The sequence below is a fragment of the Gordonia alkaliphila genome (assembly GCF_023017165.1).
GTDB lineage: Bacteria > Actinomycetota > Actinomycetes > Mycobacteriales > Mycobacteriaceae > Gordonia > Gordonia alkaliphila.
In genome coordinates, this window is record NZ_JALKBW010000001.1 from 1594749 (window position 1) to 1617704 (window position 22956).

The 22956-nt window shown below is 68.2% G+C and carries 24 protein-coding genes and 1 tRNA gene; 17 read left to right on the forward strand and 8 right to left on the reverse strand.

Annotation, left to right across the window (positions count from 1 at the left end; all coding sequences use genetic code 11):
- Positions 1-2: 2 nt before the first annotated feature.
- On the reverse strand, positions 3-1178 hold the full coding sequence (locus MUG78_RS07125; RefSeq protein WP_246993557.1) for a putative hexosyltransferase: 1176 nt from the start codon (positions 1176-1178) through the stop codon (positions 3-5).
- Between the two features lie 108 nt (positions 1179-1286).
- On the opposite strand from MUG78_RS07125, the gene MUG78_RS07130 reads away from it, so the two are divergent.
- The 12 genes from MUG78_RS07130 (at position 1287) to MUG78_RS07185 (ending at position 12386) form a co-directional block, all read left to right on the forward strand.
- Positions 1287-2552 (forward strand): aspartate kinase, encoded by a 1266-nt coding sequence (locus MUG78_RS07130; protein ID WP_246993559.1) that lies wholly within the window; start codon positions 1287-1289, stop codon positions 2550-2552.
- Between the two features lie 2 nt (positions 2553-2554).
- Positions 2555-3577 (forward strand): aspartate-semialdehyde dehydrogenase, encoded by a 1023-nt coding sequence (locus MUG78_RS07135; protein WP_246993561.1) that lies wholly within the window; start codon positions 2555-2557, stop codon positions 3575-3577.
- Positions 3578-3734: 157 nt separating this feature from the next.
- The gene (locus MUG78_RS07140; protein ID WP_246993563.1) at positions 3735-5003 is read left to right on the forward strand and encodes a lipase family protein; all 1269 of its coding nucleotides are present in this window, start codon (positions 3735-3737) and stop codon (positions 5001-5003) included.
- A 55-nt stretch (positions 5004-5058) separates the two neighbouring features.
- Positions 5059-6483, forward strand: a complete 1425-nt coding sequence (locus tag MUG78_RS07145) for a hypothetical protein (RefSeq protein ID WP_246993564.1) — start codon at positions 5059-5061, stop codon at positions 6481-6483.
- Complete coding sequence (locus MUG78_RS07150) at positions 6480-7142, forward strand: hypothetical protein (RefSeq protein ID WP_246993566.1); 663 nt, start codon at positions 6480-6482, stop codon at positions 7140-7142. The genes MUG78_RS07145 and MUG78_RS07150 overlap by 4 nt, the downstream gene beginning before the upstream one ends.
- A 94-nt stretch (positions 7143-7236) precedes the next feature.
- Positions 7237-7668, forward strand: coding sequence for an Ohr family peroxiredoxin (locus MUG78_RS07155; protein WP_246993568.1), 432 nt, complete (start codon positions 7237-7239; stop codon positions 7666-7668).
- A gap of 69 nt (positions 7669-7737) precedes the next feature.
- Positions 7738-8208, forward strand: a complete 471-nt coding sequence (locus MUG78_RS07160; protein ID WP_246993569.1) for a hypothetical protein — start codon at positions 7738-7740, stop codon at positions 8206-8208.
- Between the two features lie 154 nt (positions 8209-8362).
- Positions 8363-9682, forward strand: a complete 1320-nt coding sequence (locus tag MUG78_RS07165) for a hypothetical protein (RefSeq protein ID WP_246993570.1) — start codon at positions 8363-8365, stop codon at positions 9680-9682.
- Positions 9683-9724: 42 nt separating this feature from the next.
- On the forward strand, positions 9725-9913 hold the full coding sequence (locus tag MUG78_RS07170; protein ID WP_308221340.1) for a hypothetical protein: 189 nt from the start codon (positions 9725-9727) through the stop codon (positions 9911-9913).
- A gap of 11 nt (positions 9914-9924) precedes the next feature.
- Positions 9925-10983, forward strand: a complete 1059-nt coding sequence (locus MUG78_RS07175) for an IS630 family transposase (RefSeq protein ID WP_246991490.1) — start codon at positions 9925-9927, stop codon at positions 10981-10983.
- Positions 10984-11017: 34 nt separating this feature from the next.
- Positions 11018-12220, forward strand: a complete 1203-nt coding sequence (locus MUG78_RS07180; protein WP_246993571.1) for a DUF2252 domain-containing protein — start codon at positions 11018-11020, stop codon at positions 12218-12220.
- Positions 12221-12312: 92 nt separating this feature from the next.
- A tRNA-Pro gene (locus MUG78_RS07185) sits at positions 12313-12386 on the forward strand.
- 183 nt (positions 12387-12569) lie between these two features.
- On the opposite strand, the gene MUG78_RS07190 is transcribed toward MUG78_RS07185, so the two are convergent.
- From MUG78_RS07190 to MUG78_RS07200, 3 genes are all read right to left on the reverse strand, one after another.
- Positions 12570-13181, reverse strand: coding sequence for a maleylpyruvate isomerase N-terminal domain-containing protein (locus MUG78_RS07190; RefSeq protein ID WP_246993572.1), 612 nt, complete (start codon positions 13179-13181; stop codon positions 12570-12572).
- Positions 13182-13395: 214 nt separating this feature from the next.
- The gene (locus tag MUG78_RS07195) at positions 13396-14391 is read right to left on the reverse strand and encodes a metallophosphoesterase (RefSeq protein ID WP_246993573.1); all 996 of its coding nucleotides are present in this window, start codon (positions 14389-14391) and stop codon (positions 13396-13398) included.
- A gap of 54 nt (positions 14392-14445) precedes the next feature.
- Positions 14446-16902 (reverse strand): penicillin-binding protein, encoded by a 2457-nt coding sequence (locus MUG78_RS07200; RefSeq protein ID WP_246993574.1) that lies wholly within the window; start codon positions 16900-16902, stop codon positions 14446-14448.
- Between the two features lie 254 nt (positions 16903-17156).
- On the opposite strand from MUG78_RS07200, the gene MUG78_RS07205 reads away from it, so the two are divergent.
- Together MUG78_RS07205 and MUG78_RS07210 are read left to right on the forward strand one after the other, a co-directional pair.
- Positions 17157-17492 (forward strand): WhiB family transcriptional regulator, encoded by a 336-nt coding sequence (locus MUG78_RS07205; protein WP_246993575.1) that lies wholly within the window; start codon positions 17157-17159, stop codon positions 17490-17492.
- Between the two features lie 69 nt (positions 17493-17561).
- Positions 17562-18149, forward strand: a complete 588-nt coding sequence (locus MUG78_RS07210) for a hypothetical protein (RefSeq protein WP_246993576.1) — start codon at positions 17562-17564, stop codon at positions 18147-18149.
- A gap of 18 nt (positions 18150-18167) precedes the next feature.
- Here the strand turns inward: MUG78_RS07210 and bagB are convergent, their stop codons facing one another.
- Together bagB and bagA are read right to left on the reverse strand one after the other, a co-directional pair.
- A complete protein-coding gene (bagB, locus tag MUG78_RS07215) occupies positions 18168-19262 on the reverse strand; it encodes an ArsA family ATPase (RefSeq protein WP_246996895.1) in 1095 nt (364 codons plus the stop codon).
- Positions 19259-20284, reverse strand: coding sequence for an ATPase BagA (bagA, locus tag MUG78_RS07220; RefSeq protein ID WP_372493152.1), 1026 nt, complete (start codon positions 20282-20284; stop codon positions 19259-19261). Before bagA ends, bagB begins: the two co-directional genes overlap by 4 nt.
- 50 nt (positions 20285-20334) lie before the next feature.
- Here bagA and sp36 point away from each other — a divergent pair, with 50 nt between their 5' ends.
- Genes sp36 through MUG78_RS07235 form a run of 3 tightly spaced genes read left to right on the forward strand, consistent with a single transcriptional unit; the run spans position 20335 to position 21789 of the window.
- Positions 20335-20499, forward strand: coding sequence for a Sp36 family protein (sp36, locus tag MUG78_RS07225; RefSeq protein WP_246993578.1), 165 nt, complete (start codon positions 20335-20337; stop codon positions 20497-20499).
- Positions 20500-20501: 2 nt separating this feature from the next.
- Positions 20502-20975: a RidA family protein gene (locus MUG78_RS07230; protein WP_246993579.1), complete on the forward strand. Its 474-nt coding sequence runs from the start codon at positions 20502-20504 to the stop codon at positions 20973-20975.
- Position 20976: 1 nt separating this feature from the next.
- Complete coding sequence (locus tag MUG78_RS07235) at positions 20977-21789, forward strand: MBL fold metallo-hydrolase (RefSeq protein WP_246993580.1); 813 nt, start codon at positions 20977-20979, stop codon at positions 21787-21789.
- 81 nt (positions 21790-21870) lie between these two features.
- Here the strand turns inward: MUG78_RS07235 and MUG78_RS07240 are convergent, their stop codons facing one another.
- Together MUG78_RS07240 and MUG78_RS07245 are read right to left on the reverse strand one after the other, a co-directional pair.
- Positions 21871-22545, reverse strand: coding sequence for a Crp/Fnr family transcriptional regulator (locus MUG78_RS07240; protein ID WP_246993581.1), 675 nt, complete (start codon positions 22543-22545; stop codon positions 21871-21873).
- 127 nt (positions 22546-22672) lie between these two features.
- Entirely contained in the window at positions 22673-22903 is a 231-nt protein-coding gene (locus MUG78_RS07245) for a hypothetical protein (protein ID WP_246996896.1), read from the reverse strand.
- Positions 22904-22956 lie beyond the last annotated feature (53 nt).

Sequence of the window (22956 nt, forward strand, 5' to 3'; positions counted from 1 at the left end):
GGTCAGATCGCGTACTGGAAGACGGTCAGCATATAGGCGCCGAACCAGGCGCTGCCGACGACGACGGGGGCCAGGACGGCGACCGCGGTGCTCGACCGTTGCCGCGACAGGACCAGCGCCAACGGGATCAGCAGGACGAAGGCGGGCAGCAGCAGGCGGGCGCGACTCATCATCAGCCCGCTCGACAGCAGGATCGACGCCGTGACCAGCGCGCCGTACAGCAGCACCGGCCACGGCAGGCGCGCGGAGAACGACCACGCGAGGAGTCCGACGGTGCCGACCATCACCAGGGCGGTGGCGATGGTCGCGAAATCTTCGGCAGTGGTGAAGGCGTCGATCAGGAAGCGGCCGGCGGCGGCGCCGAAGTCGATGCTCGTGTTCCAGCCGTTGGTCTGGACGGTGAACCAGCCCGTCAACGAGCCGGTCATCATTCCCACGTAACCGAGGTAGCCCAGATAGCCGAGAGGAGCCAGCACCACCGCGGCCCAGGCGCGCGGTCCGTCGCGCCGAGCCAGCAGGGCGGCCAGCAGGGCGGCCAGCATCACCACCGCGATCACCGCGACGCCGGTGGGGCGGACCAGACCGATGAGCAGCGCGGCGAGGCCGGCCGCCAGCCACTGGCGCTCCAGCACCCAGACCAGGGCCCAGGCGGCCAGCGCGCAGAACAGCGCTTCGGTGTAGGTCATGGTCAGCACCACCGACATGGGGGTCGCAGCGAACAGCACCACCAGGTACAGCCCGGCGCGGTCGGGGTCGCCGCCGGTCCGGGTGTGCCGCGCGCACAGGGCACCCAGGCTGGCCACGGCGACGGCGGCGACCGCGCCGAAGATCACGTTGAGGACCACGGCGGCGCCGACGGGGCTGATGCCGGGGACCGCGGCGAGCCACCCGACCACCAGGGGATAGCCCGGGAAGAAGGCGTAGGCGGTCTCCGCGGTGTGGATGCCCTGCGCGTCGGTGAGGGTCGACGGCACGCCGTCGTACCCGTGCGTGGCGATGGCCAGCAGCCATTGGCCGTCCCATTCGGCGAGCACGCTCGAGAGCGGCTCGTCGTGTCGGGCCGCCATCAGGCCGAGCACCAGGACGCCGATGCCTCGCACGGCGAGGTAGACGAGAATGGCCGGACTCCACTGCGGGACACCGGTGCGCGGCCGGGTCGAGGCGGTTGCGGGCGTCACCGCAACGATCGTACGCAGGCCGCTCACTTCGGAGACCCAGGTCGGGACCGGTACAGTGGCCACCGAAAGAAGCACGCGAGTAGACCGAGTATAGGAAGGCCCCCGAACGTGGCATTGGTGGTCCAGAAGTACGGTGGCTCGTCGGTGTCCGACGCGGAACGGATCCGCCGCGTCGCGGAACGCATCGTCGAAACCAAACGGCAGGGCAACGACGTCGTCGTGGTCGTCTCCGCAATGGGCGACACCACCGACGAACTGCTCGACCTGGCGGAACAGGTCAACCCGAATCCGCCGGCGCGGGAGATGGACATGCTCCTGACCTCCGGTGAGCGCATCTCGAATTCGCTTGTCGCGATGGCGATTTCGGCGTTGGGCGAGGACGCGCAGAGTTTCACGGGTTCGCAGGCCGGGGTGATCACCACCTCCAGCCACGGCAAGGCCAAGATCATCGATGTGACCCCCGGTCGCGTGCGCAGCGCACTCGACGACGGCAAGATCGTCCTCGTCGCCGGTTTTCAGGGCGTCGCCCAGGACACCAAGGACGTGACCACGCTCGGTCGCGGCGGTTCGGATACGACAGCCGTGGCGCTGGCCGCGGCCCTCGGCGCCGACGTCTGCGAGATCTACACCGACGTCGACGGCATCTACACCGCCGATCCGCGGATCGTGCCGGACGCCCGGCACCTGTCGCAGGTCTCCTTCGAGGAGATGCTCGAGATGGCCGCGTGCGGCGCGAAGATCCTCATGCTCCGGTGCGTGGAGTACGCGCGCCGCTACAACGTTCCCGTTCACGTGCGCTCGTCGTACTCGACCAAGCCCGGCACCATGGTGTCCGGATCGATGGAGGACATCCCCGTGGAAGACGCGATTCTCACCGGTGTGGCACATGACCGCAGCGAAGCTCAGGTGACGATCTTCGGTATCGACGACACCCCGGGCAACGCGGCGCGGATCTTCCGTGCCGTCGCCGACGCCGAGATCAACATCGACATGGTGCTGCAGAACATCTCGAAGGAGGAGACCGGCAAGACCGACATCACCTTCACCCTGCCGCGGGAGCTCGGCCAGCTGGCGATCGAGAAGCTCAGTGCACTGCAGGACGAGATCGGCTTCTCCAAGCTCGTCCTCGACGAGAACATCGGCAAGGTGTCGCTGGTCGGCGCCGGTATGAAGAGCCACCCGGGCGTCACGGCGACCTTCTGCGAGGCGCTCAGCGAGGCCGGTGTGAACATCGAACTGATCTCCACCTCGGAGATCCGGATTTCGGTGCTGTGCCAGGAAGAGGAGCTCGACGACGCCGTCCGCGCCCTCCACAAGGAGTTCGATCTCGGCGGCGACGAAGAGGCCGTGGTGCACGGCGGAACGGGTCGATAGACATGGTGAGCCTCGGAGTGGTCGGCGCGACCGGCCAGGTGGGCGGCGTGATGCGCCAGCTCCTGCAGGACCGGAACTTCCCGGCGGACCAGGTGCGGTTCTTCGCCTCGCCGCGGTCGGCGGGCAAGACCCTGCCGTGGAACGGCGGCGAGATCGTCATCGAGGACGCGACGACGGCCGACCCGACGGGTCTGGACATCGCGCTGTTCTCCGCGGGCGGCACCATGTCGAAGGTGCAGGCCCCGCGCTTCGCGGCGGCCGGTGCCACCGTGATCGACAACTCGTCGGCCTGGCGCAAGGACGACGACGTGCCGCTGGTGGTGGCCGAGGTCAACGGCGAGTTGGCGCAGAACCCGCCCAAGGGCATCATCGCCAACCCGAACTGCACCACGATGGCCGCCATGCCGGTCCTCAAGCCGCTGCACGCGGCCAAGGGGCTGCGTCGCCTGGTGATCTCCAGCTATCAGGCGGTCTCCGGTAGCGGGCTCGCCGGCGTCGAGGAACTCGCGACCCAGGTTCGCAAGGGGATCGACGGCGCCGAGCAGCTCGTCTACAACGGTTCCGCGGTGGACCTGGGCGAGCCGGTCAAGTACGTGGCGCCGATCGCCTTCAACGTGGTGCCGCTGGCCGGCGACTTCGTCGACGACGGCTCCGGCGAGACGGACGAGGACCAGAAGCTGCGCTTCGAGTCGCGCAAGATCCTGGGCCTGCCCGATCTGCTGGTGAGCGGGACCTGCGTGCGGGTGCCGGTCTTCACCGGGCACTCGCTGTCGATCAACGCCGAGTTCGACGAGGCGGTGACTCCCGACGAGGCGCGTGCCATTCTGGCCGAGGCGGCCGGCGTCACGGTGGTCGACGTCCCGACGCCGCTCGCCGCGGCCGGCAGCGACGTCTCGCTGGTCGGTCGGATCCGCCAGGATCCGGGTGCCCCGGACGGTCACGGTCTCGCGCTGTTCGTCGCCGGCGACAACCTGCGCAAGGGTGCCGCGTTGAACACGATTCAGATCGCTGAACTGCTGGTCTGAGTCGCCCTACACAATTTCACAGCAAGTGGCAGTGCGCCCGTCGAGCGAGACTCGGCGGGCGCACTGCGTGCTGTCGGAGGGCCCGTAACACGGATCAGTATGTGTGTCCTCTAGTATCGCTAAAATGAAACCAGGTCGGGGATTCATCTCAAAGTACATGTCAACGAGCCGTCGTCGGCCGCTGCGAGGTCTGGGGGCACTGGTGCTCAGCACCACCCTGGTCAGCGCGACGGCCGCGGTCACGGCGGCGCCCGCTGCGGCGGTCGGCGATTTCTATCGCCCGCCGGCCTCCTATTCGGCCACGCCGGGCTGCGTGATCCGCACCGCGGCCACGCCGCTGCTGCTGCAGATTCCGGGCCTGCCCAACCAGTGGCCGGGCAACGCCAAGAAGATGATGTACACGTCGACGCTGCAGAACGGTAAGCCCACCGCGGTCACCGGCTACGTCGTCGAACCGACCGCTCCGTGGCAGGGCAAGGGCCCGCGTCCGACCGTCGTGATCGGTCCGGGCACCGTGGGTCAGGGCGACCAGTGCGCCGGGTCCAAGATGCTGGCACTGCCGATGAACTTGGATCCGTTCAAGCCCAGCATCGGGGTCAACTACGCCGGACTGGAGATGCACCTGCTGCTGCTGAACGGCGTGCGGGTGGCGGTGACCGACTACGTGGGCATGGGCACCCCCGGCGTTCACACGTATGTGAACCGGGTCGAGTCCGGTCGGGCCATGCTCGACGCCGCGCGCGCCGCGCTCACCATCAGCAAGGCACCCAAGAACGCGCCGGTGGCCTTCTCCGGCTACTCGCAGGGCGGCGGCGCCGCGGCGTCGGCCGCTGAGCTCGCGCAGGGCTACGCCCCCGACGTGAACGTGAAGGCGACCTATGCGGGCGCGCCGCCGGCCGACCTGAGCAAGGTGATCGATCAGATCGACGGCACGTTCATCGCTGGCGGCATCGGCTACGCGATCAACGGCCTGCAGGCCCGCTACCCGGCCCTGACGCCGATCCTGCGCAAGGAACTCACCGCGCAGGGTCGCCAGGTGCTGGCGAACGCCGCCACCCAGTGCATCGGCGACACCGGTCTGGCCGCGGGCTTCCAGCGCTCGTCGCAGTGGACGCGCGACGGCAAGCCGCTGTCGGCCGTGATCGCGCGCCGGCCCGAAGTGCAGCAGATGCTCGACGATCAGCGGATCGGTCGGCTCAAGCCGAACGCCCCGGTGCTGATCTCCATCGGCGTGCACGACGACGTGATCCCCGCCGGGCAGGTCAAGCAGCTGTACCGCGACTGGCGGGCACAGGGCGCCGACGTGAAGTTGACGACCAGCTACATCCCGCCGATCCTCCCGGGCCTCGTGGTGAATCACGCTCTGCCGATGCTCCAGTTCCTGTTGCCCGGCACCAGCTTCATCCTGGGAGAGTTCCACCGCTGACCCCGAAGGGGCACTACCTCGCACCCCGCGCGGTGCGATGTGATGAACTGCCGTCATGGCAAAACTGAGGTTCCGTCCGGTCGCGGCGGTGGTCACTGCGGTGGCCGCCGCCGCGACTTTCGCGTTCTCCGGCTCCGTCGCCGCACCGGCGTCGGCCGAGCCCAGCGGTATTCCGGGCCTCGGCCCCAAGTGGACGTCGCTGATGCACGGCGACCTGGCGTCCACCGACAGCACCGCGTTCCGCGGACCGGGCAAGACCGCGCGCCTGGCCGCCTCGAGCGTTCCGGGCGGACCGTGCGCGGCCACCTTCATCGGCTCCGATCAGATGCCGGTATCCCTGTGCACCAACGTGATCGCCGGCAGTCCGCCGCAGTTCGCCACCCCCGTGGTGACCCTGTTCGACAAGAACACGGCGGCCGTCCTGGCCAAGCTCCCGTTGACCAAGGGCGGTCTGCTCGGCGGCGTCTACGGCTACCTCGACGACCGCAACCGCGTGGTGGTGGCCGACGGCAGCGGCGCCATCCTGCGGGTGGCGCACCGTCGTACCTCGGGCGGCTGGCAGCTGTACGTCTCCGAACGGATCGACATCTCCAAGCACCTGCGCGGGGACGCGGTGACCGGCCTGGCCCCGGATCACACCGGGCGCATCTGGTGGGTCACCACCCGCGGCCTCGTCGGCACGGTCACCGGCAAGAAGGTGGCCTCCATGCACCTGCCACGCGGCGAAGAGCTCGGCAACGGGCTGTCGGTGCGACCCGGCGGCGTGTCCGTGCTGACCACCCACGCACTGTACGAGATGTGGGCCGGCGCCGACGGCGTGCCGACCACCACGTGGCGTCGTGCCTACGACCGCGGTGCGGCCCGCAAGCCCGGCCAGCTCACCTGGGGTTCGGGCACCACGCCCACCTACTTCGGGCCGGGCGGCACCGACTGGGTCGCGATCGTCGACAGTGCGGCCGTGCCGCGCCTGCACGTCTTCCGCAGTGATGACGGCACCCCGGTCTGCTCGATGCGGGCCTTCCCGACGGCCAACCAGGGCACCGAGAACTCGCCGATGGCGACCGGCAACACCCTGGTGATCCCGAGCACCTACGGCTTCCAGTACCCGCCGATCGCCGAGAGCGGCGGCCCGGCGGCGCCGCTCTTCGCGCCCTTCGTCGGCGCGATGACCAGGATCGACGTGGCGCCGGGCAAGTGCACCCGGGTGTGGGAGAGCCACGACCGGATGGCCACGCTGCCGCGCCTGTCCACCGCCGACGGCCTGATCCACTCGCTCGGCTACGGCCCGTACCGCGGCGGACCGCAGCAGCTGGGTCCGGTGAACTACGTGGCCGTCGACTTCCGCACCGGCAAGCGCGTCGTGACCCGTGAGATCGGCATCGCGCCGATCGACGAGCCGCTGCAGCTGACCGGCATGATCGCGCCGGACGGATCCCTCTGGCAGGGCACGCTGAGCCGGATGGTGAAGATCTCCCGATGACGTATCCGAGCTCGTGGGGGCAGCCCGGCGATGGTGAGCCCATCCCGACTCAGGCCGAACTCGACGCGCAGGACCTGGCCGAGCTGGCCGCCAATCGCGAGCGGTCGGACCTGACGTCGCACTATCCGCGGCCCAAGTCCGATCCGGGTCCGCCGCCGTGGGCGCTCACCACCGGGGCGGTGTACGCGTGGTACCTGGCGGCGGTGAGCGCTCTGGTGTGCATCGTCTACGGATTCGCGACCCTCGGCAGCGAGATGGACCGCCTCGAGGAGCGCCTGAAGCCGCAGATGGCCGACGTCACCACGATCGACGCGGACGCCACGGCATCGTCGATGGCGAGCTTCTGGCCGCCCGCGCTCCTGGTCGGCTGGGTGATCGCCCTGGGCATCACCTATCCGCTGCTGAGGGGCATCGCCAAACAACACAGCCGCAATCTGCGCAGCATCTATGCCGCGGTGAGCGTGCTGGTGATCCTGTTCGTGCCCCTCGTGGCGGACCTGCTCTTCGCCTACCCCGAGGTGTCGATCGCCTACCGCATCCTGAGCTGGGTGTCGGTGGGCGCGCTGATCGCGTCGGTGGTGCTCACCTTCAGCGGCGGGGCGGGCCGCTGGCTCCCGGCGTCGAACCGCATCAAGCCTTCTCGGGTCTGGCGCGAGTAATCGCCCCGCGGAGTACGTTCGGATGCGGAACTGATCGACGCCCATCCGACGGCGACACCGTCGACGGTGGGATCAACGCATGGAGGCGAATCTGATGACCGTGAATCCCGTGTACCGAGTGTGGTCGATGTCCACCGGTGGTGGCCGCGACGGCGAAGTGGTGTCCGAGACCGGCCGCATCGACATGGAACTGCGTCCGCCGGTGGAGATGGGCGGCAGCGGCGACGGATCCAACCCGGAGGAGCTGTTCTCGGCCGGTTACTCCGCGTGCTTCAACGGCGCCCTGCACCTCAAGGCCAAGGAAGCCGGCGTCACCCTGCCGGAGGGCACCACGGTGAAGATCACCGTGGGCATCGGTGCCGACGACGCCGACGGCGGACTGGGCCTGGCGGCCGACATCCACGTCACCATCCCCGGCATCGATCCCGCTCAGGCCGACGATCTCGCAGCCCAGGCGCACAGCATCTGCCCGTACTCGAAGGCCACCCGCGGCAACATCGCGCACACGGTCACCACGAGCGTCTGATCCGCCCCCGATGCCGCTGCCGCATGGCGCTCGTCACGCGGCAGCGGCGGACCGGTACCGTGGGTGACCGTGAACACTCCGGCAATCATCGCTGCCCTCGGCCTCTTCTCTGCGGTCCTGGCGACCGTCGCCTACGTGCGGTACCGCCAGCGCGAATCCTCGTCGCTGCTGCGCAACGTCGAACTGGCCCGCGGCCTGCGTGAACTGGCCGACGGCGACCCCGTCCGCCTCGCCAGCGTCGACGAATTCGAAGTGGGCCTGTACCAGCGACTGTTCTACGTCTCCAGCGTCGGACCCCGTGCCCGCAGCGCCGCCTGGGCGCTGCTCGCGACCCTGCTTTCCGCCACGGCCGTGCTGTTCTTCGACAGCCTCGACGGCTCGGCCGCCGACGTCTTCTGGATCGTCTCGGCGATCCTCACCTTCTGCTTCGGCGTCGCGGTGATCGTTTACACGGCGCTCGCGCTCTACGGCGCCGCGACCACTCCCCGTGTGTCGTTCGCCGATTCCTACGCCTCGGACGAGGGTGAGATCGACGAGTAGCCCCCGCACGCCGTCAGCCCGCCGGGCCCTCCGCGCGTCCCTGGTCGCGGGCGGCCTGGTGGTGATCGCTGCGATCCTGGTGGCTTCCGTCGGCGGCAGCGGCGGGGGCGGAGTCGTCGGTGCGCCATCCCCGTCTATTCCTGGGGAGACCCGCGTGCTCGCCGAGCCCGGCGCGCCCGACGAGGTGCTGGTGAGCCGACTGTTGTTGGCTTCCTCGCCGTCGGCGCTGGTGGTCTCCGCCGACGCCGCGCCCGCCGATCGCGCGCGGGCACTGGAATCTAGTAGCAGCCGCCGCGTGCCGCTGTTCGTCGTCGCACCCGAGCGGACCGCGGTGGTCGCCGACGAACTGCGCCGACTCGACGTGCAGACGGTGGTCGCCGTGGGAGCGGAGATTCCCGACCTCGGGCTGCCTCAGACCACCGACGAGACACGACTCGGCGCGGGCGTGACGACGTCGGACCGGTCGGACGTCGTGGTGCTCACCACCGAACCCGCGGCAGCGGTCGACGCCGAACTCGGCGGTGCCGAGGCCATCGTGGTCCCGGTCGCCGACCCTCGGGCCAGCGGCGCCTCGGTCGCCGCGGTGAAGGAGGCGGGCGACGCGGCCGTGATCGGCGTGGGGGCGGAGTTCGGCACCACCGAGCAGTTCGTCGAGCGCGTGCGGCTGGCCCGGACCGTGCCGGAACTGCCCGGCGGCGGCCAGTTGATGTTCCCGTCGCGCCGCGTGGTCGCGCTCTACGGTTCGCCGGGATCTCAGGAGCTGGGACCGCTCGGCCGACAGGATCTGCCGGCCACCGTGCGCCGCGCACAAACGCTCGTCGCCCAGTACGACAAGCTCTCTGCCGTGCCCGTGGTGCCCGGCTTCGAGATCATCGTGACCGTGGCGTCCGCTGAGCCCGGGTACCGCGGGGCGTACACCAACGTCCTCGATCCCGCGGTGATCGAGCCGTGGGTGGACGCGGCCGCGCAGGCCGGTATCTACGTCACCCTCGACCTGCAGCCCGGGCGGATGGACTTCCTCACCCAGGCCAAGATGTACCGGAGCCTGCTGGAACGGCCGAACGTCGGACTGGCTCTCGACCCGGAGTGGCGGATCAAGAACGATCAGGTCCACCTGGAACAGATCGGTTCGGTGACGCCGGCCGAGGTGAACCGCACCGCGGCCTGGTTGGCCGAACTGGTGCGGAGCAAGGGCCTGCCGCAGAAGGCGTTCGTGCTGCACCAGTTCGACGCCGACATGCTCGGCGACCGGACCCGCCTGGACACCTCGCACCCGGAGCTCGCGGTGGTCCTGCACGCCGACGGCCACGGCACGCCCGCGGTCAAGATGGGAACCTGGAACCGGATGATCGCCGGATTGCCGCCGAACATCTGGATGGGGTGGAAGAATTTCTACACCGAGGACAAGCCGATGTTCAGCCCGGCCGCGACGATGGACGTGCGGCCGACACCCTTTTTCATCTCCTACCAGTGAATGCGAGGACCCATTGGTCCGGCGCAGGCGAGAGGCACATGCATGACGTTGACCGCGAAGGAACTCGGTGCGGGGCCGGAACGCGACGGACGAGATCCGATCGCGATCCTGGTCGAGCAGGAGAGGAATCGGTTGAGCGATCTGATCCCGGTACGGCACCAGCGCATGTCGGCCACCCCGTTCACCTTCTACTGTCGCGTGTCGTTAATTAGTTTATGGTTCCTGGGTTGAGATAATTGGCTATGGCGAATTCTCCTGCACCGGCCCTGGAACTGCGTGATGGCGATGCGGATGAGCTCGATCAGTTGTTGCGATCGACTACAACGCCGGCCGGTCTGGTGCGTCGGGCGCGGATCGTCACGCTCGCTGCCGACGGAATGGCTAATTCTCGGATCAGTGAGGTTGTGGGAACCTCGATACCGACGGTCATCAAGTGGCGTTCCCGGTATCTCCAGGACGGACTCGCGGGGCTCCTCGACGCCGAAAGGCCCGGTCGGCCACGGCATCTCGATCACGCCGATATCGTGTCGGCGACGTTGATGCCGCCGCCGAAGAAGTACGGGGTCACGCACTGGTCGTCGCGGTTGTTGGCCGGGCATCTCGGCATCGGGAACGCGACGGTCGCCCGGGCCTGGCGCGAGTACGGGGTTGCGCCGTGGAGGTCGGGAACATTCAAGTTCTCCACCGACCCGGAACTGGTCGCCAAGGTCACCGATGTCGTCGGCTTGTACCTGGAGCCGCCGGAGAACGCGATCGTGTTGTGTGTGGACGAGAAATCGCAGATCCAAGCCCTGGACCGCACTGCGCCGATGCTGCCGATGCAGCCCGGGCAGATCGAACGCCGCACCCATGACTACAAGCGCCACGGCACCACCACACTGTTCGCGGCGTTGGAGATCGCGACCGGGCAGGTGACCGCAGCGGTCAAGCCCCGACACCGCCACCAGGAGTTCCTGTCCTTCCTGCGGCAGATCGACCGCACCTACCCCGACCAGGAACTACACCTGGTCATGGACAACTACGCCACCCACAAGAAAGCCGAAGTCCGCAACTGGCTCGAACAGCATCCGAACATCCACGTCCACTTCACCCCGACCTCGGGATCGTGGCTCAACCTCGTCGAAGTCTGGTTCGGCATCATCGACCGACAAGCCATCCGCCGAGGCGTCTTCACCTCAGTCAAAGACCTCAATGCAAAGATCCGAGCCTTCATCAACGGCTGGAACGACCGCAAACACCCCTTCGTCTGGACCAAGAACGCCGAGGACATTCTGAAGAAAGCCCAACCGAAAACTAATTAAAGACACGCGACACTACCGCGGTGCGGCGGGACTGATGGCGGCCGACCTGGGTTCGGTACCCGACACCGGGATCCGCACCCAGCTCTGCGGTGACGCCCATCTGAGTAACTTCGGTCTGTTCCTGTCGCCGGAGCGGCGCATGGTCTTCGACCTCAACGACTTCGACGAGGCACATCCGGGGCCGTTCGAGTGGGACGTGAAGCGCTTGGCGGCGAGCATGGTGGTGGCTGCGCAGGCCAACGGAGCGGACGATCGGACCGCTCGACGGGCCGCCCGTCTGGCCGCACGCGCGTACCGGCGCACGATGGTCCGATCGGCCGACAAGGGCGTGCTCGACTGCTGGTACGCGCACGTGAACGCGGACCGGGTGCTGGCCGAGGTCGGTGACCGTCTGGACACGGCGACCACCAAGAACGTGCGCAAGCTCCTGAAGAAGTCCCGGCATCGCAACAGCGAACAGGCTCTCACGAAGCTCTGCGAGGTGCGCGACGGGGAACTCCGCATCAAGTACGATCCGCCGCTGTTGATCCCCGCAGAGGAAATCTTCCCCGGGGTGCCCGCTGACCGTCTGCGGCAGATGTTCGCCGACCGGTTCGAGATCTACCGCACCGGCATAGCGCCGCATCTGAGTGCGCTGCTGGACCAGTACACCTTCGTCGAAGCCGCGCGGAAGGTCGTCGGGGTCGGCAGTGTCGGCACCCGCTGCTGGGTTCTGCTGTTCGTCGGCAAGAAGAATCAGGATCCGTTGTTCCTGCAGCTGAAGGAGGCTCAGCAATCGGTCTTGGCGCCCTACGTGGAGCCGGTGGCGTTCGCGAACGAAGGCCATCGCGTGGTGATCGGCCAGCAGTTGCTGCAGGCCTCGAGTGACATCCTGCTCGGCTGGTTGAGCACGCCGGTCTTCCAGAGCGACGAGCGGGGCGTCGCCAGCAGCACCGCGGGCGACTCGGACTTCTACATTCGCCAGCTGCGCGACGGTAAGGGCTCGGTGGTGGTCGAGGACATGCCCGACGACCGGCTGGCGATGTACGGGGAACTGTGCGGGAAGGTCCTGGCGCAGGCACACGCGCGTAGCGGTGCGCGCGGCGAGATCGCGGACTACGTGGACGGCCTCGGGAAGTCCTTCGACCGGGCCATCGCGGACTGGTCGCTGCACTACGCCGAGCTCAACGATGCCGATCACGCCAAGTGGGTGGAGGCGGTCTCCACCGGAGCGATCTCGGCGGCGGCGATGGACTAGTCGCGTCCCTCACCGCTCGTCCCGAACAGGCCTTTGACCAGCCGATTTCTTGCTTCCGTCGCGCATCAGGTACTCTCGTTGAGGTTGTAACACGGGGTATGGCGCAGCTTGGTAGCGCGCTTCGTTCGGGACGAAGAGGTCGTGGGTTCGAATCCCGCTACCCCGACGCTTTGGTTGAGAAGCAGATGAGGCTCTGACTGAGAAATCAGTCAGAGCCTCCTCGTTTTCCCGGGCTGCTTCGGCGGCACTCTGCCGTCTGGTGCAGTCGCCTGGTGACTGCACCAGACGGCAGCGCTTCGGGATCACTTACGGGCCGCGGTGTGCCCGCAAGAGCTGGCGCCTCGATGCTTCAGACCACCGAGAAGCCATCGGGGAGTGGGGCGCGGCCGGTCAGCGCGCGTAGGAAGGGCGCTGCCGCACCGAGCTGCACGGCGGTCCGCGCCGCCAATTGGGTGGTCTCGGTCGCGACGTCCATCGGAAGCCGGAAGTCGACGCCGGTGGCCGCGGCGATGTCGAGGCTGTGCACGGCGAGCTCGAAGGTCCGGGTGGGCAGGTAGGCGTGCAGGCGCATGCCCAGTCCGCCCATCACGCGGATCGGGCGGTCGGCGCCGTCGCCCAGCCTCTCCAGCACCGCCGCGACCTGCGCGGCGACGGCGGCCGCGGGGTCTGTCCCGAGTTCCAGGCCGGCCTGTCGGCCGCGTTCGACGATGCCCGTGACCCGGCCGGCGGCGATGGCTGCCCGGGCTCGGGCGTAGTACTCCTCGGGGCTCTCCACGTCGATTACGGTCGCGGGCCGGTCAAGGTACTCGGCGACGGTGCTCATCGCGCGACTCGTGTGCCCCACCAGGGACCGCAGATCCCAGTCACCCAGTCCCGGGCCCTCCCACGCGGGCGCCGGAAGCCTGCCCACCAAGGCCGAGAACTGTTGTGCGGCAGCGGAGAACGTGGTCAAGGCCGTCATGGTCGTACCCCTCCCGCGGGGGCGAAAAGACCCCGGCGGGGTGGGCCCGTCGGGGTCTCTTCACACCCCGCAACTTCCGCAATGAGACTTCCGAGATGAGACTTCCGCAGTGGGGTGATCTGGACACCGGAGTGTGTAGAACCAATTGAACCTGAAAGTATCGTTTCGAGCACCCGGAATGGGGAATATCGTCGCGCGACCGGGGCCTTCGCGATCAGCTGATCGTGGTCGCGAGCTGCGGTAGGGACTGGTCGACGATGTCCTCGTCGCCGCCTCCGCTGCGGGTCGCGGTGAGCGTCAGCAGGGACGCCTCGGGCCGACAGTAGAAGCGGGCGGGTGCATAGGGCGACGTACCCAGGCCTGCGCTGACGTGCAGTTTCATCGTCGAACCCCAGTTGGACACGCCCTTGACGCGCGACCGATCGAGATGGCAGTTGGTCACCAGCGCGCCGTAGCCGGGGACGCAGAGCTGGCCGCCGTGGGTGTGCCCGGCCAGGACCAGGTCGTAGCCGTCGGCGGCGAACTCGTCGAGTACCCGCGGCTCGGGGGAGTGCGTGAGACCGAGCCGCAGTTGTGCGAGTGGGTTCGGGCGTCCGGCGATCGTCGAGTACCGGTCGCGGCCGATGTGCGGATCGTCCACGCCGGCGGCGGCTACGCGCACGCCGGCCACTTCCAGCTCGCGCACCGTGTGGGTGGTGTCGAGCCAGCCGCGCTCGGTGAAGGCGGCGCGCAGGTCCTGCCACGGCAGCGGTTCGCCGTGCTGACGTTTGTGGTCGGTCTTGAAGTACTTCAGGGGATTCTTGGCGGTCGGGCCGAAGTAGTCGTTGGAGCCGAAGACGAACAGCCCCGGCCGGGACAGGAGACCGCCGAGCGCCTGCACCACGGCAGGCACCGCGCCCGGGTGCGCTAGGTTGTCGCCGGTGTTGACCACCAGGTCGGGCTCCAGCCTTTCGAGGCCGCTGATCCACGACTGCTTGAGGACCTGTCGCGGCAGCATGTGAATGTCGCTCAGGTGCAGTACGCGCAACGGCGACGAGCCGGGCTCGAGCACCGGCAGGGTCAGGTGGCGCAGGGTGAACGCGTTGCGCTCGATCACCGTCGAATACAGCAGGCCCGCCGCTGCGGCACCGGCGGCGCCGACGGCGACACGGCCGGTACCGCTCAACAGTTCAGCGGAGCGGCGAGAGGGAAGACCCGGGACAAGAGGCATGAAGACGAGGATACGCGTCGATCTGCCCGCTGCCCGCCCGTCTCCGCGGCCCGATCAGCCTTCGGGTACCTCGATGACCACCGGACCCACTCCGGGCACGGTGACGGTCTTGGACGTCGGTGTGCCGCCGCCGCTGCTCTCGTTCTTGCCGTTGCTCACGTAGATCGCGATCTCGGTGCCCGGCATCGCGCTGTCCGACGGCGCAGTGAAGACCACGGTGCCCTTCGGCTTACCGCTGTCGACCTCGAGTTCCTTCACCTTGAACCCGGCCTCCTGGAGTCGGGAGACCGCCTGACTGGCGGGCAGTCCCGCGACGTTCGGGATCCGGCCGCGGCTGCTTCCGCGGACGAACTGCGGATCATTGGGCGCCATGCGGACCGGACCGAACTTCTGCGCGACGGGACCGATGGCGCCGAACCACGTGCGGGCCGGCTCCATACCGCCGTAGACGTTGCCGTCGTAGCACTGCCGCAGCGGCGAGGTGCAGATCCCGGACGGGTTCGAGCCGTCGTTGTAGATGTAGGCCGCGGCGGCGAGCTGATTGGTGAAACCGAGGAAGGCGGCCGAGCGGTGCGCCTCCGTGGTTCCGGTCTTACCCGACATCGGCAGGGTCCAGCCGGCCGACGACGCGGCCGCTGCCGACGTGCCCGCGCCCCGGTCGTCCTCGCTCATCGCGTTCGCGAGCGCGTTGGCCAGACCGCGTTCGACGACCTGCTCGCACTGGGGCGGGTTGAACGGCACGTTGGTCATCACCGGCTTGCCGTCCTCGCCCATCACGACGTTGCTGTAGGAGTCGCGCTTGACCTGTTGGATGGAGACCACCGGGCTCGGCGGGCACCACACGCCGCCGGAAGCGAGCGTGGCCGCCACGTTCGACAGCTCGAGGGCGTTGACCGGGAAGGGCCCGAGCGTGAACGACCCGAAGTTGCCCTTCTTGATGTAGTCGGCGAGGCTCGTCTCGCCGTGACCGGACGATCCCGGTGCGGTGTACGAGCGGAGGCCGAGACGCACCGCCATGTCGACGGCCGGCTTCACGCCGACCTGCTGCAGCATCTCCACGAACGTGGTGTTCGGCGACTGCGCAAGCGCCTGGGTGAGACTCAGCGCAGGCGGGTAGGGGCCGGCGTTCTTCACACAGTAGGCGTTGGCGGGGCAGCCGAAGGCGCCGTTGCTGTTGCCCATGCCGTAGACCGCGATGCTCGGCGGCACGTTCAGCACCGCGCTGGTGCCGAGGCCCTTCTCCATCGCCGCGGCGGTGGTGAAGATCTTGAAGACCGAACCCGCGCCGTCGCCGACGAGCGAAAAGGGCTGCGGCTGAACGGTTTGCCCGAGGTTCTGCTTCAGGCCGTAGTCACGGCTGGAGACCATGGCCACGACGTCGTGCGATTGGGTGCCCGGCCGGACGATGCTCATCACGTTCGCGAGGCCCTCGACGGTGGGCGAAGCCTGCGCCTGTGCGGAGCGCAGCGCGTTGGCCTGCACCTCGGGATCGAGGGTGGTGCGAATGGTGTAGCCGCCGCGCGATACCGCCGAGCGGCTGATCCCGTTCTCGGCGAGGTACTGGAGCACGTAGTCGCAGAAGAAGCCGTTGTTGTCCGCGGAGATGCAGCCCTGCGGCACGGTGCGGGGCTGCGGCAGCACGCCGAGCGGTTGTTCCTTTGCCGCCCGCAGCTCCGCCTCCATCTGCGGGAAGTTCTCGATCATGGTGTCGAGCACGGTGTTTCGGCGCGTCAGGGTGGCCTGCGGGTCGGTGTACGGATTGAGTGCCGACGTCGACTGCACCATGCCGGCGAGCATCGCGGACTCGGCGATGTTCAGGTCTCGCGCCGGCTTGCCGAAATAGGTCTGGGCACCGGCCTCGATGCCGTAGGCGTTGTTGCCGAACGGGACCATATTGAGGTAGCGCGTGACGATCTGCTTCTTCGCGTCCTGTTTGGCGGCGGGCTCGTCGAGGCCCTTCTCGCGCATCGCCTGTTCGACGAGCGACTTCTCGAGCGTCATCGCCATGCGCGCCTCGCGCAGTTTGCGCGCCGGCGTGGACTCGACCGCGGCTTCGCGATCGGCGTCGGTGCGCGCGAGGACGAGGAGTTGATAGTTCTTGATGTACTGCTGGTCGAGCGTCGACGCGCCCTGCTGGACTTCGCCTGCCGACGAGTTCTTCAGCGCCGCGCGGATGGTGCCGCGCCAGTCCACGCCGTCGTGCTCCAGGAAGCGGCGGTCCTCCACCGAGATGATCGCGCGGATCATGTCCTGGGAGATGTCGTTGTAGCCCACCGTGATTCGGTACTGGTCGTAGAGCAGTGCCATCGGCTTGCCGTTGACGTCGGTCACCGTCGTCACCTCGGGCACCGTGCCGTTGAGCAGCTCCGACGAGGTGTTCTCCATGGTCGCGGCGGCGCGGTTGGACAGCATGGCCGTGCCTGCGACGAACGGGAACATGAGGCCGGCGACGAGAACGCCCGCCAGCACTAGGGCCAGCGCAAGGCCGGGGAGCTTCGTGGAGTTGCGCACTCGGCCAGGATACGTGCCACCGCCTCCCGCGCGCCGAACCCGTCCGTCACCGCGAGGCGTCTGCGTGTCGCTTGCAATCGCATGTACCACTTTTCGAAACCGTGACTTGCTTTTGTCGCGAAGGCCTCAATAGATTGGGAAACGTGACTTGTCTAACACTTCGGGGGGAGTGAGAGACAAAGCGCGAGCAAGATCTTATGCACGCCCCGACCGGCGGGGAGTGTCGATGGGTTTGTGAAAGGCGGAGTACCGCAATGACTTTGGCCCCTCTTTCCAGCGGAGATTCGGAAGCTCGTCTTGCGTGGGTCGCTCAGGCCCGCTGTCGCGGAGGTGACCCGGACGACCTGTTCGTTCGAGGTGCGGCGCAACGTAAGGCCGCGACCATCTGTCGGCACTGCCCGGTTCAGCTCGAGTGCGGTGCAGATGCACTCGACAATCGCGTCGAGTTCGGCGTGTGGGGCGGCATGACCGAGCGTCAGCGTCGCGCACTGCTGCGTCAGCATCCCGATGTCACGTCGTGGTCGGCGTTCTTCGAGGCTCAGCGTCGCCGCCAGCGCCTGGCCGCGGTACCGGCGACCGCGGTGCACTGAACCCCGTCCTCGTCTTCCCCGGCGGCGTCGCATTGCACTGACGCCGCCACCTCCCATAGCGTCGGCAGCATGACTGACCAGCCGTCGCGATCTTCGTCCGAGCAGCCCGACGACGATGCGGTGCCCGAGACGGCGAATCCGTACGGGCCGAGCACACCCGCGTCCGGCTCGCCGCCGGCAGGTTCCGCGCAGTCGCTGCCGCAGCCGCTGCTGACCGCGGTGCGCCTGATGTATGCGGGTGCCGTGGTGCAGGTGGTGGTCGGCGTGGTGATGTTCATCTTCATCAGCCGGCTCCGCGACAGCGAAGCGGTGCAGCGCGCCTACTCCGAGTACGCGGACCAAGTGGGCGGCGACGCCCAGGCGCTGATCGACGGTGCCGTCACCAGTTGGCGGATCGGCGTCGCCGTGGTCACGGTGGCGCTCACGGCGTTGTGGCTGCTGATGGCCTGGGCCACGCGGACCGCCAAGCGCTGGGCGCGGCCCACCGCCACCGGACTCGGCGTGCTGGCGCTGATCGGGTCGATCTACACCGTGCTCGGCCAGTTCAACGTGGTCGCCATCGTCACCGGCCTGCTGGCCGCCGCCATCCTGTACCTGCTCTACCGGCCGGACAGCACCGCCTACTTCGCGACGGCCGCGGACGCGCGACGGCCCTGACCGGCGGAGCCGGGGAGACTATCCCCGGTTGGTGATCTGCTCGGACACGGCGCGCAGCGCCTCGGAGTCGGCCACCTCGAACGGCAATGCCGGCACGCCCACCCAGGGCACGCTCGGGTTGGCCGAGGTGAAACGCTGCAGCATGTGCAGCTCGCGCTGGGCCGTCGCCGCACGATCGACGTGAATCGCCAGCACACCACGTGCGAGGTCGTCGGTGGCCCGCTCCTGTGCGGCCTGGGCGGCAGGCGTGGAGATCGACGTCAGGTTGGGATGCGTCCGATTGACGATCAGCCCGCACAGCGGCATGGAGTCCTGCGCCAGGCGGTTCACGAAGAAGGTGGCCTCGCGCAGCGCATCCGCCTCCGGCGTGGCCACCACGACGAAGTTGGTGCCCGGCTGCTTCAAGAGTTCGTACGTGCGGGCGGCGCGCTCCTGGAAGCCGCCGAACATCGAGTCCAGCGACTGCACGAAGTCGGCGACGTCGCGCAGGATGTCGGCGCCGATGATGGTGGCGATGCCGCGCATGGCCAGGCTCATCGCGCCGGTCACCACGCGACCCACGCCGCGTCCGCCGCCGATCAGCATCTTCATCAGACGCCCGGACAGGAACGAGCCCAGGCGCTGCGGGGCGTCGAGGAAGTCGAGGGCGTTCCGCGAGGGCGGGGTGTCCACGACGATCAGATCCCAGCGGTTCTGCTCCAGCAGACGACCGAGCTTCTCCATCGCCATGTACTCCTGCGTGCCGGAGAACGACGACGCGACGGTCTGGTAGAACGCGTTGTTCATGATGATCTCGGCGCGCTCGGGGGTGGAGTGCTCCACCACCATGTCGTCGAAGGTGCGGCGCATGTCGAGCATCATCGCGTCGAGCGTGCCGGTGCCCTCGGTGGGCACGGGCTGCGGTTCGTTGGTCAGTTCGGTCATCCCGAGCGACTGGGCGAGGCGGCGTGCCGGGTCGATCGTCAGCACCGCGACGGTGCGACCGCGCTCGGCGGCGTAGAGGGCCATGGCGGCCGCGGTGGTCGTCTTACCGACACCGCCTGAGCCGCAACAGATCACCACACGGGTCGCCGGATCGAGCAGGACCCCGCCCATCTCCAGATCGGACATCAGACGCCGGCCTCCTTCATGGTGCGGGCGAGTTGGTAGAGCGCTCCGAGGTCGACGTGCTCATCGAGCTCGGGCAGTTCGATCTGCGGCGCCGGTACTTCGTCGAGATCGGCGCGGGCCACCTGCTGGGCCTGGAGCCGGATGGCGTAATCGATGGTCTCGGTCAGCAGCCCGGCGAAGTCCTCGTCGGTGGTGGCCAGACCGGCGTCCTCCAACGCGGTGCGGAGCGCGGGTGCGTCGACGCGGCCTTCGGCGATGTCGTCGAGCTGATCGTCGGGAAGGTGGTGCGGGCGAACACGATTGACGAAGACCGCGCCGATGTTCAGGTCCTTGGCGACGAGCTCGTCGACGGCCTCGACGGTCTCCTGGATCGGCATGGCCTCGAGCAGGGTGCACAGGTGGACCGCGGTCTGCGCCGAATGCAGCAGCGTCACAACGCCTTCGCTCTGGTTGCGAATGGGGCCGGTCTTGGCCAGGTCGCGCATCGCGGCGGTGACGTCGAGGAAGTTGCCGATGCGGCCGGTCGGCGGCGAGTCGACGACGACGACGTCGTAGAGCAGTGCGCCCTTCTTGTCGGTGGCGATCACGCGTTCCTTGATCTTGCCGGTGATCACCACGTCGCGCAGTCCGGGAGCGACGGTGGTGACGAAGTCGATGGCGCCGACCTTCTTGATGGCGCGCCCGGCGAAGCCGAGGTTGTAGAACATGTCGAGGTACTCGAGCAGCGCGTGCTCGATGTCGATGGCGAGTGCCCATACGCCGCCGCCGTCCTCCGCGGTGGCCACCTGATGGTCGGTCGGCGGCAGCGGGGGTACGTCGAACCGCTGCGCGATCCCTTGGCGCCCTTCGACTTCCACGAGCAGCACCTTCTTGCCCTCGCTGGCCAGCGCGATAGCCAAGGCGGCGGCCACGGTGGTCTTACCGGTGCCGCCCTTGCCCGACACGAAATGCAGTCGGGCGTTGCGGGCATGCTCCGGCCACGTGCCTCCAGGCACGGTCAACGCATCAGTCGTCACGTGCCTCACCTTATCGACCGCACTGTCGAGAGCGAGAACCAACCGATAAGGTTGGGCTTATGAGCGATCTGACCACCTGGGAATATGCGACCATTCCGCTGCTGACGCACGCGACCAAGGACATCCTCGACACATGGGGTTCGGACGGGTGGGAGCTGGTCAGCGTGCTGCCCGGCCCGACCGGCGAGCAGCACGTCGCGTACCTGAAGCGACCCACCAACTAGTCATGGCGCAGACCTGGAACGCGCGACTGGCCGAACTCGGCATCTCGCTGCCCCCGGTCGTCGCGCCGGTCGGCAGCTACACCCCGGCGCTGCGGGTGGGCGACCTGGTCTACACCTCCGGCCAGCTGCCGGTGGTCGACGGCGAACTCGCGCTGCGCGGCAAGGTGTCCGACGGTGCCGAGGGCATCGTGACCCCGGAGCAGGCGCAGGCCGCCGCACAGCAGTGCGCGCTGAACGCGCTGGCTGCGGTCGATGCCGTCGTCGGCGTCGACGCGATCGTCCGCATCGTCAAGGTGGTGGGTTTCGTGGCCTCCGCGCCCGGCTTCACCGGGCAGCCCGGCGTGCTCAACGGGGCGTCGAACTTCCTCGGCGAGATCTTCGGTGACGCCGGGGTTCATGCGCGATCGGCCGTCGGCGTGGCGGAATTGCCGCTCGGCGCTCCGGTCGAGGTGGAATTGATCGTGCAGGTCCGGTGACATGACCGCGTCTGTGCAGCACCCCGCCTACGGTCAGGTCCGGCCGGTCACCGACTTCGCGTCGGTGCTGCTGCGGGACAACCCCGGCCTGATGGAGCTCGACGGCACCAACACCTGGATCCTGCGCGCCCCCGACAGCCCCACGGCGGTGGTCGTCGATCCGGGACCGCCGCGGTCGGGCAAGCATGTGCGGGCCGTCGCCGACGTGGCCGGCGAGGTGGAGCTGACGCTCATCACGCACCGGCACTTCGATCACACCGGCGCGATCAAGCGGATGCGCAAGGAGACCGGCACGGTGCACCGTGCGCACTCGGACGAGTTCAGTCACGGCGCGCCGCGGCTGACCGACCGGGAGGTGATCGAGGCCGCGGGCCTGAAGATCACTGCGATGCACACACCCGGCCACACCGCCGACTCGATGAGTTTCCTGGTGGAGTGGGAGGGGCAGCGCGCAGTGATCACCGGCGACACCATCCTCGGGCACGGCACCACGGTGCTCGACCCGCAGGACGGCGGCCTCGGCGACTACTTCCATTCGCTCAACCGGCTGATCGTCGACGCTTCGGACGCGGTCCTGCTGCCCGGGCACGGCCCCGACCACGCGGAACTCGGTCCGGTGGCGCGGTTCTACAAGTCGCACCGCGAGGAGCGACTGAACCAGATCCGACAGGCGCTCGACGACCTGCGGATGACTCCGCGGGAAGCCAAGCCGATGAAGGTGGTCCGCAAGGTCTACTCCGACGTCGACCGCAAGCTGTGGCCGGCGGCCAAGATGAGCGTCAAGACGCAGCTCGAGTACCTGCGCGCGCTGTAGCCAGACAACGCGGCAGCACCGACGAACGACGAAGGGAGTACATCCGCCGAGGCGGATGTACTCCCTTCGTGGTCTGCGGGGTCAGCGAGCTCGTCGCGCCAAACGCTCGGAGTCGGCGATCAGCACGCTCTTGCCTTCCAGGCGGAGCCAGCCGCGCTGCGCGAAGTCGGCCAGGGCCTTGTTCACGGTCTCGCGGGAAGCGCCCACCAGCTGAGCGATCTCTTCCTGCGTGAGGTCGTGCGTCACGCGGAGCGCACCGCCCTCCTGGGTGCCGAAGCGCTGTGCCAACTGCAGCAGCTGCTTCGCGACACGGCCGGGGACGTCGGTGAAGATCAGGTCGGCGAGGTTGTTGTTGGTGCGACGCAGGCGTCGGGCCAACACGCGCAGCAGCTGCTCAGCGATCTCCGGGCGGTCCTTGATCCACTTGCGGAGCGCATCGCGGTCCATGGTGGCGGCGCGGACCTCGGTGACGGTGGTCGCCGACGACGTGCGCGGGCCGGGGTCGAAGATGGACAGCTCGCCGAACATGTCCGACGGTCCCATGATGGTCAGCAGGTTCTCGCGACCGTCCGGGGAACGACGACCGAGCTTCACCTTGCCGGTCAGGATGATGTACAGGCGGTCGCCGGGTTCGCCCTCGTGGAAGATCACGTGTCCGCGGGGGAACTCGACCTCCGTCAGTTCGGTGGCTAGCGCTGCGACCGCGGCAGGCTCGACCCCCTGGAAAATACCCGCCCGGGCCAGAATCTCGTCCACCTACGAACCTTCCTCGTTCTCATTCTCGTCGCGACTGACATGGATGCCAGTGATCCACGCTACTCGATGGATGAGTGTAATTGTTGCAGCTGTCACTTGCGCAAGGGATTGCGGTGAACGTCCGGTGTCAGTTCTCATCCTCGCGCGCGCCGCTGCGGCGACTGCGGAGTTCGTCGAGTGCGGCGGGCAGCCCGGTCTTGGCCAGGTTGCTCACGTCGGTCTCGTCGGCGCTCTCCAGGAACTCGTCCACCTGGGCGCGGCCGACGGACAGCCGATCGAGACCGGCTTGGACCTTCTCCATGGCGAGCGCGAAGAGCAGCAGGAGAAACGGGAAGACGATCACGGCCAGACCTTGCATACCTTCCAACTAACCACCACCCTCCGTCTGGAGGAAACCAGGACGGCCGTCGT

Excerpts from the sequence above, each read along its gene's own strand:
- MUG78_RS07175 (WP_246991490.1), top strand. The coding sequence starts at position 9,925 with ATGGCGAATTCTCCTGCACCGGCCCTGGAACTGCGTGATGGCGATGCG.
- MUG78_RS07195 (WP_246993573.1), bottom strand. The coding sequence starts at position 14,391 with ATGCCTCTTGTCCCGGGTCTTCCCTCTCGCCGCTCCGCTGAACTGTTG.
- MUG78_RS07145 (WP_246993564.1), top strand. The coding sequence starts at position 5,059 with ATGGCAAAACTGAGGTTCCGTCCGGTCGCGGCGGTGGTCACTGCGGTG.
- MUG78_RS07155 (WP_246993568.1), top strand. The coding sequence starts at position 7,237 with ATGACCGTGAATCCCGTGTACCGAGTGTGGTCGATGTCCACCGGTGGT.
- MUG78_RS07180 (WP_246993571.1), top strand. The coding sequence starts at position 11,018 with ATGGCGGCCGACCTGGGTTCGGTACCCGACACCGGGATCCGCACCCAG.
- MUG78_RS07170 (WP_308221340.1), top strand. The coding sequence starts at position 9,725 with ATGACGTTGACCGCGAAGGAACTCGGTGCGGGGCCGGAACGCGACGGA.
- MUG78_RS07205 (WP_246993575.1), top strand. The coding sequence starts at position 17,157 with ATGACTTTGGCCCCTCTTTCCAGCGGAGATTCGGAAGCTCGTCTTGCG.
- MUG78_RS07210 (WP_246993576.1), top strand. The coding sequence starts at position 17,562 with ATGACTGACCAGCCGTCGCGATCTTCGTCCGAGCAGCCCGACGACGAT.
- MUG78_RS07190 (WP_246993572.1), bottom strand. The coding sequence starts at position 13,181 with ATGACGGCCTTGACCACGTTCTCCGCTGCCGCACAACAGTTCTCGGCC.
- MUG78_RS07245 (WP_246996896.1), bottom strand. The coding sequence starts at position 22,903 with ATGCAAGGTCTGGCCGTGATCGTCTTCCCGTTTCTCCTGCTGCTCTTC.
- MUG78_RS07150 (WP_246993566.1), top strand. The coding sequence starts at position 6,480 with ATGACGTATCCGAGCTCGTGGGGGCAGCCCGGCGATGGTGAGCCCATC.
- MUG78_RS07135 (WP_246993561.1), top strand. The coding sequence starts at position 2,555 with ATGGTGAGCCTCGGAGTGGTCGGCGCGACCGGCCAGGTGGGCGGCGTG.
- MUG78_RS07230 (WP_246993579.1), top strand. The coding sequence starts at position 20,502 with ATGGCGCAGACCTGGAACGCGCGACTGGCCGAACTCGGCATCTCGCTG.
- MUG78_RS07235 (WP_246993580.1), top strand. The coding sequence starts at position 20,977 with ATGACCGCGTCTGTGCAGCACCCCGCCTACGGTCAGGTCCGGCCGGTC.
- MUG78_RS07140 (WP_246993563.1), top strand. The coding sequence starts at position 3,735 with ATGTCAACGAGCCGTCGTCGGCCGCTGCGAGGTCTGGGGGCACTGGTG.
- sp36 (WP_246993578.1), top strand. The coding sequence starts at position 20,335 with ATGAGCGATCTGACCACCTGGGAATATGCGACCATTCCGCTGCTGACG.